The organism is Hydrogenophaga sp. SNF1, assembly GCF_034421675.1.
GTDB classification, from domain to species: domain Bacteria; phylum Pseudomonadota; class Gammaproteobacteria; order Burkholderiales; family Burkholderiaceae_C; genus Hydrogenophaga; species Hydrogenophaga borbori.
The window spans coordinates 1,001,105-1,014,006 of the sequence record NZ_CP139793.1; the positions used below are offsets into that span (position 1 = coordinate 1,001,105).

Here is a 12,902-nt window from a genome sequence, read left to right on the forward strand (position 1 = left end):
TTCCGCCCATCCCGTCCGGCTCAGGCCAGCCGCAGAAAGCCGAACACCGCGTCCATGTGGGCCTCGAAATCGCTGATCGCGTGGTCGCCGCCTTGCAGCAGGCGGATGTCGCCGCCCGCGCAGAAGGCCTGCATCTCGCGCCAGTCCAGCACCTCGTCGCCCTTGGCGATGAGCGCGAACAGGCGCTCGGGCGTGGCCGGCGAGGCCGGCGACAGGCGCGCGATGTCGCTCTCCAGCACCCGCAGCTCGTCCACGAAGCCGGGTTCGAAGAAGAAGCGCTCCTCGGGGTTCTGCCAGGTGGTCTGTTCGCCGATGTGGGTGGCCAGGTCGCGCGCGGGATGGGCCGCGGGGTTGAGCAGCACCGCCCGGCAGCCGGTCTGCAGGGCGAACCAGCGCGCGTAGAACCCACCCAGCGAAGACCCCACCACCGCCGTGCGCCCGCGCGGCCAGCCGGTGGTGGCCTGGCGGATCCATTCGGTGGCCGCGCGGGGCGAAGGCGGCAGCTGCGGGCACCACCAGGTCACGGCCGGGTGCGAGCGGCGCACGCGCTCGCCGACCAGTCGGGCCTTCATCGACAGGGGCGAGGACCGGAAGCCGTGCAGGTAGAGCAGGTGGGTGGTGGGGAGGGGGTGCATCGACTGAGGATAATCGCGGCCCATGGCCGTCGTTCTCGACAAACCCAGTCTGCTGCAGCGCGCGATCCCCTTCATGCGGGGCTTCGACTGGCCGCTGATCGCCATCATTGGTTTCATGGCCGCCCTGGGCCTGGTCACCATGTACTCGGTGGGCTTCGACCACGGCTCGCGCTTCTCCCAGCACGGCCGCAACATGCTGATCGGCGCCACCGTCATGCTGGTGTGCTCACAAATCCCGCCGCAGCGCCTGATGAGCCTGGCGCTGCCGCTCTACCTGGTGGGCGTGGCCTTGCTGCTGGGGGTGGAGTTCGCCGGCATCATGCGCAAGGGCGCCCAGCGCTGGCTCGACATCGGCGTGACGGTGATTCAGCCCAGCGAGATCATGAAGATCGCCATGCCCATGATGTTGGCCTGGTGGTTCCACCGCCGCGAGGGCCAACTCAAGCCCATGGACTTCGTGGTCGCGGGCGGGCTGCTGGCCGTGCCCATCGGCCTGATCCTGCTCCAGCCCGACCTGGGCACCACGTTGCTGGTGCTGGCCTCCGGCCTGGCCGTCATCTTCTTCGCCGGCCTGAGCTGGAAGCTGATCGTCCCGCCCGTCGTGCTGCTGGGCATCGGCGTGGTGGTGCTGATCTTCAACGAGTCGGCCTGGTGTGCGCCCGGCGTGGATTGGCAGGTGCTGCACGAGTACCAGCGCCAGCGCGTGTGCACCCTGCTGGACCCGACCACCGACCCGCTGGGCAAGGGCTTTCACATCATCCAGGGCATGATCGCCATCGGCTCGGGCGGCGTCTGGGGCAAAGGCTTCATGCAGGGCACGCAGACCCACCTGGAGTTCATTCCCGAACGCACCACCGACTTCATCTACGCCGCCTTCTCCGAGGAGTTCGGCCTGGTGGGCGTGCTGGTGCTGCTGGCCGGCTTCACCGCGCTCATCGGCCGCGGGCTGATCATCGCGGCCGAGGCGCCCACGCTGTTCTCCCGCCTGCTGGCGGGCGCGCTCACGCTGAATATCTTTGTCTACGCCTTCGTGAACATGGGCATGGTCAGCGGCATCCTGCCCGTGGTGGGCGTGCCGCTGCCGTTCGTCAGCTACGGCGGCACCGCCATGGTGACCATGGGCGTGGGCCTGGGCATGTTGCTGGCCATTTCGCGCGCCAAGCGCCTGGTGCCCTCATGACCGACGCACCGGAGCGCAGCGGCGATCACGCCGTGGCCGTCATCGGCGCGGGCCTGATGGGCGGCGCCATGGTCGAGCGCCTGCGCGAGCGCGGCTGGGCCGTGGCGGTGCGCGACGTCGACCCCGCCTGCGCCGAACGCGCCCGCGCGGCCGGCGCCACCGTCTGCGCCAGCGCGCGCGCCGCCGCCGGGCGCCTGGCCGACGGCGGCGTGCTGGCCCTGGTGGTGGTGGACGCCGCGCAGTGCCGCGAGGTGCTCTGGGGAGAGCAGGGCGCCGCCGCCGCGCTGCGGCCGGGCCAGACCCTGCTGCTGTGCCCCACCATCGCCCCGGAGGACACCGAGGCCATCGCGGCGCGGCTGGCGTCCCAGGGCGTGGACACCATCGACGCCCCCATGTCCGGCGGCCCGGCCCGGGCGCGCGCCGGTGCCATGAGCCTGATGCTCGCCGGCCCCGAGGCCACGCTGCAGCGCCACGCGGGCCTGCTGGCCGACCTGTCCGACAGCCAGTTCCGTGTCGGCGCCCGCGTGGGCGACGGTGCGCGCACCAAGCTGGTGAACAACCTGCTGGCAGGCATCAACCTGGCGGGCGCGGCCGAGGCACTGGCCCTGGCCCAGCGCCTGGGGCTGGACCTTTCGCGCACGCTGGACGTGATCGAGCGCTCCAGCGGCCAGAGCTGGATCGGCACCGACCGCCTGCGCCGCCGGCTGGCCGGCGACATGGCGCCGCGCGCCCACATGAGCCTGCTGGCCAAGGACACCCGCCTGGCGGTGGCCGCTGGCCGGTCCACCGGCCACCAGGGGGTGCTGGGCCCGCAGGCCGCCGCTGTCTTCGCCGCCGCGCTGGCGCAGGGCATGGCCGGCCAGGACGACGGCGCGCTGCTCGACTGGATGCGCGAGCACCCGGCGGGACTGCCCCCGCCGGAACCCCAGCCAGAACCAAAGCCCTGACGCCCACAGGCGGGCGGGCGGTTCCTACAATGCCCGGATGATCGCCCGCGAACCCACCCTGGCCCGACTGGCCACCGCCGAGCAGTTGCTGCTCGAACCCTTCGGCCTCACCACCGCTCACCTGCACCAGGCGCTGGCGGAGATCCGCTCGCACGGGGTGGACGACGCCGATCTCTATTTCCAGGCCACGCGCAACGAGGGCTGGAGCCTGGAAGAGGGCATCGTCAAGACCGGCAGCTTCCACATCGAGCAGGGCGTGGGCGTGCGCGCGGTCAGCGGCGAGAAGACCGCCTTCGCCTACTCCGACGACCTGTCCTGGGACTCGCTGCTCGACGCCGCGCGCACCGTGCGCAGCATCTCGGGCCAGGGCCAGACGAAGAAGGTCAAGGTGGCGGCGCGCAAGGTCGCTCCCTCGCGCTCGCTCTACGCCGATGTGGACCCCATCGCCTCGCTGGACAGCACCGCCAAGGTGGCGCTGCTTGAAAAAGTGGAGCGCCTGGCGAAAGCCAAGGACCCCCGCGTGGCCCAGGTGATGGCCGGCCTGGCCGCCGAGCACGACGTGGTGCTGGTGGCGCGCGCGGACGGCACGCTGGCGGCCGACGTGCGCCCGCTGATCCGCTTGTCGGTCACGGTCATCGCTGAACAGAACGGCCGGCGCGAGATGGGCAATTCGGGTGGCGGTGGCCGTTTCGGCCTGGCCTACTTCGACGACGCCATGGTGCAGTTCTACGTCGACGAGGCGGTGGAGCAGGCGCTGACCAACCTCGAATCGCGCCCCGCGCCGGCGGGCGAGATGGTGGTGGTGCTGGGCAGCGGCTGGCCCGGTATCCTGCTGCACGAGGCCGTGGGCCACGGACTGGAAGGCGACTTCAACCGCAAGGGCAGCAGCGCCTTCGCTGGCCGCATCGGCCAGCGCGTGGCGGCCAAGGGTGTCACCGTGCTCGACGACGGCACCATCGCCGACCGCCGCGGCTCGCTCAACGTCGACGACGAAGGCCATGTGTCGCAGCGCAACGTGCTCATCGAGGACGGCATCCTGCGCGGCTACATCCAGGACGCGATGAACGCGCGTCTGATGGGCGTCAAGCCCACCGGCAACGGTCGGCGCGAGAGCTACGCCCACACGCCCATGCCGCGCATGACCAACACCTACATGCTCAGCGGCGACAAGCACCCCGACGAGATCGTCGCCAGCATCAAGAAGGGCCTGTACGCCACCAACTTTGGCGGCGGCCAGGTGGACATCACCAGCGGCAAGTTCGTGTTCTCGGCCAGCCAGGCCTTCTGGGTCGAAAACGGCAAGATCCAGTACCCCGTGAAGGGCGCCACCCTGGTCGGCAACGGCCCGGACGCGCTCACGCGCGTGAGCATGATCGGCAACGACATGAAGCTCGACAGCGGCGTGGGCACCTGCGGCAAGGAAGGCCAGAGCGTGCCCGTGGGCGTGGGCCAGCCCACGCTGCGCATCGAGGCCCTCACGGTCGGCGGCACGGCTTGAGCGCGGGAGCGCCGGGGCCGGTGCCGTTTGGCGAGGCCCTGCGCTTCTGGCTCAAGCTCGGCTTCATCAGCTTCGGCGGCCCGGCGGGGCAGCTCGCGGTGATGCACCGCGAGCTCGTGGAGCAGCGGCGCTGGATCAGCGAGCGGCGCTTCCTGCACGCGCTCAACTACTGCATGCTGCTGCCAGGCCCCGAGGCCCAGCAACTGGCCACCTACATCGGCTGGCTGCTGCACCGCACCTGGGGTGGCATCGCGGCGGGCGCGCTGTTCGTGCTGCCCTCCCTGCTGCTGCTCATCGCCCTGAGCTGGGCCTATCTGGTGTATGGCCAGGTGGGCTGGGTGGCGGGCCTGCTCTATGGCATCAAGCCCGCCGTGGCGGCCATCGTGGTGCAGGCGGTCTGGCGCATCGGCGGCAAGGTGCTGCGCTCGCCGCGCCGGGCGCCCTGGCTGTGGGCCATGGCGGTCGGCAGCTTCGCCGCCATCGCCGTCTTCCAGCTGCCGTTTCCGCTGGTGGTGCTGTCGGCACTGGTGCTGGGTTGGCTGGGCGGGCGCTTCGCGCCTTCGCAGTTTCTGCCCGCCGGCGCCGAGGCCGCGGCCGCGGTGGCACCAGCGCGTGCGCCGCCGGTGGCGCTCATCGACGACCACACGCCACCGCCGGCGCACGCGCGCTTCTCGCGAGGCCGCTTGGCGCGCGTGCTGCTGGTGGGCGCGCTCCTGTGGGCGCTGCCCATGGCGGCGCTGCTCGCCTGGCAGGGCGAGCAGGGGGTGCTGGGCGCCATGGGCCTGTTCTTCTCCAAGGCCGCGCTGCTCACCTTCGGCGGCGCCTACGCGGTGCTGCCTTACGTCTACCAGGGCGCCGTGGTGCAGCACGGCTGGCTCAGCGGGCCGCAGATGATCGATGGCCTGGCCCTCGGCGAAACCACGCCGGGGCCACTGATCATGGTGGTGGCCTTCGTCGGTTTCCTGGGCGGCTGGCACACCGAGGTGCTGGGCCCCGAGGCCCGCTTCTGGGGCGCTGCGCTGGCGGCGGCGGTGGTCACCTGGTTCACCTTCCTGCCTTCGTTCGTTTTCATCCTCGCGGGCGGCCCGCTGGTGGAGAGCACGCATGGGCAGGTGCATTTCACCGCGCCGCTCACCGCCATCACGGCGGCGGTGGTGGGCGTGATCGCCAGCCTCGGCGTGTTTTTCCTGGCCCACATCGCCCGGCCCTTGCCCGGCGGGCCGGTCGATGCCGCCGCGCTGGTGATCGCCGCGCTCGCGGCCCTGGCGCTGGTGCGCTTCAAGCTCGGTGTCATCCCGGTGATCGCGGCCTGCGGCGCGTTGGGGGTGTTGCTCAAAACCAGCGGCTGGGCGGCCTGAGGGGCGGGCGCCACAGGCCCTGTGCTACATTGCGTGTCATGCCTTCGCGCGCCGTTTACTTTGCTTTTTACTTTTGGTTCTCTGTCCCCGGCGGACGAGAGGCGAAGTCGTAAGCGCGCCAAGCATCTCGAACAACAACCGCCGGAGCCTCAAGCCCGGCGGTTTTTTTTCGCCCCATCCATTTTCTCTAGACCCACCCAGGAGCCCGTGATGAACGCCAAAGCCACTTCCGCCGCCAGCGACGCCTGGTATGCGCGTCCGCTCGACAAGACCAGCGAGACCGACGACCAACGCATCCAGAAGATCACCGTGCTTCCCCCGCCCGAACACCTTATCCGCTTCTTCCCTATCGCCGGCACGGCGACGGAAGACCTCATCAGCCAGACGCGCCAGCGCATCCACCGCATCCTGCACGGCAAGGACGACCGGCTGCTCGTGGTCATCGGCCCGTGCTCCATCCACGACCCAGGCGCGGCCCTGGACTATGCGCGGCGCCTGAAGAAGCTGCGCGAACAGCACGCCGATACGCTGGAGGTCGTGATGCGCGTGTACTTCGAGAAGCCGCGCACCACGGTGGGGTGGAAGGGCCTGATCAACGACCCCTACCTGGATGAGAGCTACCGCATCGACGAGGGCCTGCGCATCGCGCGCCAGCTGCTGATCGAGATCAACCGCCAGGGCCTGCCGGCGGGCAGCGAGTTCCTCGACGTGATTTCACCGCAGTACATCGGCGACCTCATCAGCTGGGGCGCCATCGGCGCGCGCACCACCGAGAGCCAGGTGCACCGCGAGCTGGCGTCGGGCCTGTCGGCGCCGATCGGCTTCAAGAACGGCACCGATGGCAACATCAAGATCGCGACCGACGCCATCCAGGCGGCGGGCCGCGGCCACCATTTCCTGTCGGTGCACAAGAACGGTCAGGTCGCTGTCGTGCAGACCAAGGGCAACCGGGACTGCCACGTGATCCTGCGCGGCGGCAAGGCGCCCAACTACGACGCCGCCAGCGTGGCCGCCGCCGTGAAGGACCTGGAGGCGGCCAAGCAGGTGCCTCGCCTCATGATCGATTTCAGCCACGCCAACAGCAGCAAGCAGCACGAGAAGCAGCTCGACGTGGCGCGTGACGTGGGCGCGCAGATCGCGGGCGGCTCCCGGTCCATCTTCGGCGTGATGATCGAAAGCCACATCGAGGCCGGCGCGCAGAAGTTCACCCCCGGCAAGGACGACCCCGCGGCGCTGCAGTACGGCCAGAGCATCACCGACGCCTGCCTGGGCTGGGACGATTCGGTGCAGGCGCTGGAGATCCTGTCGCAGTCGGTGCTGGCCGCGCGGCGCCGCGCGGGCTGAGCCGTCCAGGGGGTTCGCGCCGTGCCGCGCCCCGGCGCGCGGCACAATGGCTCGACAACACGCCTTGCGGAGACCCACATGCGCAGCCAAGTCATCATCACCTGGGGCGAGCCCGCCACCTACCGCATCGACCTGGAAGAGGTGCAGCCCATGCCGCACGACCAGGCGCGGCACTGGCTGGACGAGCAATTCACGCGGATGGGCTGCGAGCCGATCCGCCCCACGGGCAAGGTGCTCACGGCCGACAAGATCCTGTGCATCGCGCAGGCCGCTGGCCAGCCGCGCTTCCAGGACGCGGCGCACCGCGACTGGGCCCTGGCCTTTGCTCGCGCGGCCAGCGCAGCGCTGGCCAAGCCGCTGGTCACGGTGGATGTGCCGGCGCAGTCGCTGAGCTACTGAGCCCGGCGCGCGGCCATCAGCCGGCGAGCGCCTTGAGCAGGCGCTCGTGAATGCCGCCGAAGCCGCCGTTGCTCATGCACACGATGTGGTCGCCGGCCTGCGCGGCCCGCACGACCTGGTTGACGACCGTTTCGATGTTCGCGCCGACCTGCGCGCGCGCGCCCATGGGGGCCAGCGCCTCGGCAGCGTCCCAGTCGAGCCCGCCCGAATGGCAGAAGGCCAGATCGGCGTTTTCCAGGCTCCAGGGCAGCTGCGATTTCATGGTGCCCAACTTCATGGTGTTGCTGCGTGGCTCGAACACCGCCAGGATGCGCCCGCGCGGCTGGCCGAGTCGGCGCGCCAGGCCGTCGAGGGTGGTGCGGATGGCCGTGGGGTGGTGGGCGAAGTCGTCGTAGACCGTGATGTGCCCGCCCGCACGCGCCACGGTGCCGCGCACCTCCATGCGGCGGCGCACGTTCTGAAAGTGGGCCAGCGCCTGCGCGGCCTCGGCCGGCGGCACGCCGAGGTGATCGGCCGCGGCGATGGCGGCGAGCGCGTTGAGCTGGTTGTGCACGCCACTGAGCGCCCAGCGCACATGGCCGACCGCCTGGCCGCGGTACAGCACGGCGAAATCGTGCGGCTCGCCCTGCGCGGTGAAGTCGCTCACGGCGGCGCCGAAGCTGCGCAGCTCGCTCCAGCAGCCCTGGTGCAGCACGCGCTCCAGGCTGTCCTCCAGGCCGTTGACCACCACGCGGCCACTGCCCGGCACGGTGCGCACCAGGTGGTGGAACTGCCGTTCGATGGCCTTGAGGTCGTCGAAGATGTCGGCGTGGTCGAATTCGAGGTTGTTGAGGATGGCCGTGCGCGGGCGGTAGTGCACGAACTTGCTGCGCTTGTCGAAGAAGGCGGTGTCGTACTCGTCGGCCTCGATGACGAACGGGGCCCTCGCGCCCGGGGACGGACCTGCGGCGCGATGGGCCTGGCCTTCGCCCAGCCGCGCTGACACGCCGAAATTCATCGGCACCCCACCCACCAGGAAGCCGGGTTGGTGCCCGCAGGCCTCCAGCACCCAGGCCAGCATCGACGTGGTGGTGGTCTTGCCGTGCGTGCCGGCGACGGCCAGCACGTGGCGGCCCTGCAGCACGTGCTCGGCCAACCACTGCGGTCCGCTGGTGTAGGGCGCGCCGGCCTCCAGGATGGCTTCCATCAGCGGGAACTTGGGCGCGCCGTCCGGCAGGCGCGCGCGGCTCACCACGTTGCCCACCACCCAGATGTCGGGGTTCAGCGCCATCTGGTCGGCACCGAAGCCTTCGATGAGGTCGATGCCCAGCGCGCGCAGCTGGTCGCTCATGGGGGGGTAGACGCCGGCGTCGCAACCGGTCACGCGGTGGCCCGCCTCGCGGGCCAGGGCCGCGACACCGCCCATGAACGTGCCGCAGATGCCCAGGATGTGAATATGCATGCGCGGATTCTAGGTTTTGCCCACGGGGCACAATCCCCGGATGCTCTCGCGAGACGACACCGCCGCCGAGATCGCCGCCGTGGCCGCGCGCCTGGTGGTCGACGAAGGCCAGGACTACGCCGCGGCCAAGCGCGCCGCCATCCGCCAGCTGGGCCTGCCGGCCCGAACCCCGCTGCCCGACAACGACACGCTGGAAGCGGCCGTGCGCGAGCACATCGCCGTGTTCTGCGCCGACACCCAGCCGGCCGAGCTGCGCGCGCTGCGGGAACTGGCGCTGGTCTGGATGGATCGACTCCAGTCCTTCCGCCCCCACCTGGGCGGCGCCGCCTGGCACGGCACGGCCACGCGCCACAGCGACCTCCACATGCACCTTTTCTGCGACGACCCCAAGCAGGCCGAATGGGCCTTGATCGACCACAAGGTGGACTACCACCCCGGCACGGCCAGCGGCTGGCGCGGTGAGGCCGTCGACGCCCTGACCGTGCGCACGCGCAGCGAGGCACTGGGCCAATGGGTGCTCATGCACCTGCTGGTGCACGACCTGGACGACCTGCGCGGCGCCCTCAGGCCCGACAGCCAGGGCCGCAAACCGCGCGGCGACGCCGCCGCGCTGCGTGAGCGCCTGATCGCCGAGGCGGGGGAGGGCGCCTGATGGCCATGAAGATGCAACGCCGCCACTGGCTGGCGGGGGGCGTGGCCCTGGCCGCGGCCGGCACCGGCGCCTGGTGGGCCGACCGCCGCCTGAGCCCGACCCCTGTGCTCGACGGCGCCGAGACCGCTTTCTGGCAAACGGCCTTCGAAACGCCCGAGGGCGGTTCGCTGGCTGTGGCCAGCTGGCGCGGCAGCCCGCTGTTGGTGAACTTCTGGGCCACCTGGTGCCCGCCGTGCGTGGAAGAGCTGCCGCTGCTCAACGCCTTCCACGAGAAGCAGGCGCCCAAAGGCTGGCAGTTCCTCGCCTTGGCCGTGGACCGGGTGGAGCCGGTGCGCCAGTTCCTGCAGCGCCTGCCGCTGCGCTTTCCCGTGGGCATGACCGGCTTCGCCGGCACCGACCTCAGCCGTTCGCTGGGCAACGCCACCGGCGCCTTGCCGTTCACGGTGGTGTTCGGGCCAGACGGCCGCGCCGTTCACCGCAAGATCGGCCAGGTCCACGAGGCCGAGCTGACGGCCTGGGCCGGGTCGGTCTGACGCGCTCAACGCGCATCAAGCGCGGCCATCTTCATTGAATTCCGCCGGGATGGCCGAACCGGCCGGGTTCGGCCCTTCGTGTACACTGCCCCACCCTTTGGCGGCTTGGTCCTCTCCATTTTGTGAAATAGAGAGCATTTAGTACCAATTTCGCCGAACTTCGTTGGAGAAATCATGGATTTGCGAAAACTCAAGACGCTGATCGATCTGGTGTCGGAATCGAACGTGTCGGAGCTCGAGATCACCGAAGCGGAAGGCAAAGTCCGCATCGTCAAGGCCACCCCGGCCGTGATGCCCGCCCCCATCACCTACAGCATGCCGCCCATGCAGGCCCCTGCAGCCCCGGCCCAGGTGGTGGAGGTGGCTTCGCCCGCCGCGGCGCCGGCCGCGCCCGCGCAGCCCGCCGGCCACACGGTCAAGTCCCCCATGGTCGGCACGTTCTACCGCGCCTCGGCCCCGGGCGCCAAGCCGTTCGTCGAGGTCGGCGACACGGTGAAGGAGGGCGACACCATCTGCATCGTCGAGGCGATGAAGATCCTCAACGAGATCGAGGCCGACAAGAGCGGCACCGTCACCCAGATCCTGGTCCAGAACGGCCAGGCCGTCGAATACGGCCAGCCGCTGTTCGCGATCGAGTGAGGGCCGCCCACCCATGTTCAAGAAGATCCTGATCGCCAACCGGGGCGAGATCGCGCTGCGCATCCAGCGCGCCTGCCGCGAGATGGGCATCAAGGCGGTGATGGTCTATTCCGAGGCCGACCGCGACGCCAAGTACGTCAAGCTGGCCGATGAGGCGGTGTGCATCGGCCCGGCGCAATCGGGGCAGAGCTACCTGAACATGCCCGCCATCATCTCGGCCGCCGAGGTGACGGACGCTGAGGCCATTCACCCGGGCTATGGCTTCCTGAGCGAGAACGCCGACTTCGCCGAGCGCGTGGAACGCAGCGGCTTCACCTTCATCGGCCCCACGCCCGACTCCATCCGCCTCATGGGCGACAAGGTGTCGGCCAAGCAGGCCATGATCCGCGCCGGCGTGCCCTGCGTGCCCGGCTCCGACGGCGCGTTGCCCGACGACCCGGTGGTGATCAAGCGCACCGCCAAGGCCGTGGGCTACCCGGTGATCATCAAGGCCGCGGGCGGCGGTGGCGGCCGCGGCATGCGCGTGGTGCACACCGAGGCCGCGCTGCTGCACGCGGTGCAGACCACCAAGGCCGAGGCCGGCGCCGCTTTCGGCAATGCCGAGGTCTACATGGAGAAATTCCTCCAGAACCCGCGGCACATCGAAATCCAGGTGCTGGCCGACCAGCACCGCAACGCCGTCTACCTGGGCGAGCGCGACTGCTCCATGCAGCGGCGCCACCAGAAGGTCATCGAGGAGGCGCCGGCGCCGGGCATCCCGCGCCGCCTGATCGAGAAGATCGGCGAGCGCTGCGCAGCGGCCTGCAAGAAGATCGGCTACCGCGGCGCGGGCACTTTCGAGTTCCTGTTCGAGAACGGCGAGTTCTATTTCATCGAGATGAACACGCGCGTGCAGGTGGAGCACCCGGTGACCGAATGGATCACCGGCATCGACATCGTGCGCACGCAGATCGCGGTGGCCGCGGGTGAAAAACTCCCGTTCACGCAGCGCCAGGTGCAGCTCAAGGGCCACGCCATCGAGTGCCGCGTGAACGCCGAGGACCCGTACAAGTTCACGCCCTCGCCGGGCCGTATCACCATGTGGCACCCGCCGGGCGGCCCGGGGGTGCGCGTGGATTCGCACGTCTACGCCAACTACTTCGTGCCGCCCAACTACGACTCCATGATCGGCAAGATCATCGTGCACGGCGACACGCGCGAGCAGGCGCTGGCGCGCATGCGCACCGCGCTGGCCGAGACGGTGGTCGAGGGCATCAAGACCAACATCCCGCTGCACCGTGAGCTGATGGTGGACGCCAACTTCGTGGCTGGCGGCACCAACATCCACTACCTCGAAGAGTGGCTCTCGCAACGTGAGCGCTGAACAGCCCGGCGCGGCCACGCCCTTCGAACTGGTTCTGGTGGTGCCCGAGGCGGCCATCGAAGCCGTGGGCGAGGCCTTGGACGCGCTGGACGCGCTCAGCGTGTCGGTGGAAGACGCCGACGCCATGACCGAGGCGGAGCAGGCCCTGTTCGGCGAGCCCGGCATGCCACCGCCCAAGGAGGGCTGGCAGCGCTCGCGCGTGGTGGCGCTGTTCCCGGATGAGGCGGGCGCGCGCGAAGCCGCCGTGCTGCTGGCCGCGCAGGACTTCTTCGATGGCTGCCGCGTGCAGGGCGTGCGCGCCGTGCCCGAGCAGGACTGGGTGCGCCTGACGCAGTCGCAGTTCGAGCCGGTGGAGATCACGCCCACGTTCTGGATCGTGCCGTCGTGGCACGAGCCGCCGGCTCAGGCGCGTGAGGTGATCCGGCTCGACCCGGGCCTGGCTTTCGGCACCGGCACCCACCCCACCACGCGCATGTGCCTGCGCTGGACGGCCACGCACGCGCCCGTGGGACCGCGCGTGCTCGACTACGGCTGCGGCTCGGGCATCCTGGCCATCGGCGCGGCCAAGCACGGCGCGCGAGAAATCCTCGCGGTGGACATCGACCCGGCCGCGGTGGAATCCACGCGCCTGAACGCCGAGGCAAACCGTGTGGCGCTGCAGGCCGGCCTGCCCGACGCCGCGAAGGGCGAGCACGACCTGGTGCTCGCCAACATCCTGGCCACGCCGCTCAAGGTGCTGGCGCCGCTGCTCTGCGCGCATGTGCGCGCCGGCGGGCACCTGGTGCTCGCCGGCATCCTCGCGCGCCAGGCCGACGAGCTGCGCGAGGCCTACGCGCCCTGGCTCGCGCTGGAGGTCAGCGACGAAGAGGACGGCTGGATCCTCATGACCGCGCGCAAGCCTTGAGGCCCGCCC

Annotated in this window: 13 protein-coding genes; 11 read left to right on the top strand and 2 right to left on the bottom strand. The window is 70.3% G+C overall.

Going from position 1 to position 12,902, the window contains the following annotated elements; all coding sequences use genetic code 11:
- Positions 1–20: 20 nt before the first annotated feature.
- Positions 21–635 (bottom strand): YqiA/YcfP family alpha/beta fold hydrolase, encoded by a 615-nt coding sequence (locus SOM08_RS04885; RefSeq protein ID WP_116958298.1) that lies wholly within the window; start codon positions 633–635, stop codon positions 21–23.
- A gap of 22 nt (positions 636–657) precedes the next feature.
- On the opposite strand from SOM08_RS04885, the gene rodA reads away from it, so the two are divergent.
- The 6 genes from rodA (at position 658) to SOM08_RS04915 (ending at position 7,361) form a co-directional block, all read left to right on the top strand.
- The gene (gene rodA, locus SOM08_RS04890) at positions 658–1,815 is read left to right on the top strand and encodes a rod shape-determining protein RodA (protein WP_116958297.1); all 1,158 of its coding nucleotides are present in this window, start codon (positions 658–660) and stop codon (positions 1,813–1,815) included.
- The gene (locus SOM08_RS04895; RefSeq protein ID WP_322470146.1) at positions 1,812–2,762 is read left to right on the top strand and encodes an NAD(P)-dependent oxidoreductase; all 951 of its coding nucleotides are present in this window, start codon (positions 1,812–1,814) and stop codon (positions 2,760–2,762) included. The genes rodA and SOM08_RS04895 overlap by 4 nt, the downstream gene beginning before the upstream one ends.
- 37 nt (positions 2,763–2,799) lie before the next feature.
- The gene (gene tldD, locus SOM08_RS04900) at positions 2,800–4,260 is read left to right on the top strand and encodes a metalloprotease TldD (protein WP_322470147.1); all 1,461 of its coding nucleotides are present in this window, start codon (positions 2,800–2,802) and stop codon (positions 4,258–4,260) included.
- Complete coding sequence (chrA, locus tag SOM08_RS04905; protein WP_322470148.1) at positions 4,257–5,618, top strand: chromate efflux transporter; 1,362 nt, start codon at positions 4,257–4,259, stop codon at positions 5,616–5,618. The genes tldD and chrA overlap by 4 nt, the downstream gene beginning before the upstream one ends.
- Before the next feature lie 210 nt (positions 5,619–5,828).
- Positions 5,829–6,962: a 3-deoxy-7-phosphoheptulonate synthase gene (locus SOM08_RS04910; protein WP_322470149.1), complete on the top strand. Its 1,134-nt coding sequence runs from the start codon at positions 5,829–5,831 to the stop codon at positions 6,960–6,962.
- 78 nt (positions 6,963–7,040) lie between these two features.
- Complete coding sequence (locus tag SOM08_RS04915) at positions 7,041–7,361, top strand: hypothetical protein (protein WP_070399067.1); 321 nt, start codon at positions 7,041–7,043, stop codon at positions 7,359–7,361.
- A 16-nt stretch (positions 7,362–7,377) separates the two neighbouring features.
- Here SOM08_RS04915 and mpl read toward each other — a convergent pair whose 3' ends face one another.
- On the bottom strand, positions 7,378–8,802 hold the full coding sequence (gene mpl / locus SOM08_RS04920; RefSeq protein WP_322470150.1) for a UDP-N-acetylmuramate:L-alanyl-gamma-D-glutamyl-meso-diaminopimelate ligase: 1,425 nt from the start codon (positions 8,800–8,802) through the stop codon (positions 7,378–7,380).
- A gap of 40 nt (positions 8,803–8,842) precedes the next feature.
- On the opposite strand from mpl, the gene SOM08_RS04925 reads away from it, so the two are divergent.
- From SOM08_RS04925 to prmA, 5 genes are all read left to right on the top strand, one after another.
- Positions 8,843–9,454 (top strand): hypothetical protein, encoded by a 612-nt coding sequence (locus SOM08_RS04925; RefSeq protein ID WP_116958291.1) that lies wholly within the window; start codon positions 8,843–8,845, stop codon positions 9,452–9,454.
- A complete protein-coding gene (locus SOM08_RS04930; RefSeq protein ID WP_322470151.1) occupies positions 9,454–9,987 on the top strand; it encodes a TlpA disulfide reductase family protein in 534 nt (177 codons plus the stop codon). Before SOM08_RS04925 ends, SOM08_RS04930 begins: the two co-directional genes overlap by 1 nt.
- Positions 9,988–10,161: 174 nt before the next feature.
- The gene (accB, locus tag SOM08_RS04935; protein WP_070399064.1) at positions 10,162–10,626 is read left to right on the top strand and encodes an acetyl-CoA carboxylase biotin carboxyl carrier protein; all 465 of its coding nucleotides are present in this window, start codon (positions 10,162–10,164) and stop codon (positions 10,624–10,626) included.
- Between the two features lie 13 nt (positions 10,627–10,639).
- On the top strand, positions 10,640–11,989 hold the full coding sequence (accC, locus tag SOM08_RS04940; RefSeq protein WP_070399063.1) for an acetyl-CoA carboxylase biotin carboxylase subunit: 1,350 nt from the start codon (positions 10,640–10,642) through the stop codon (positions 11,987–11,989).
- Complete coding sequence (prmA, locus tag SOM08_RS04945; protein WP_116958290.1) at positions 11,979–12,893, top strand: 50S ribosomal protein L11 methyltransferase; 915 nt, start codon at positions 11,979–11,981, stop codon at positions 12,891–12,893. Before accC ends, prmA begins: the two co-directional genes overlap by 11 nt.
- Positions 12,894–12,902: the final 9 nt, after the last annotated feature.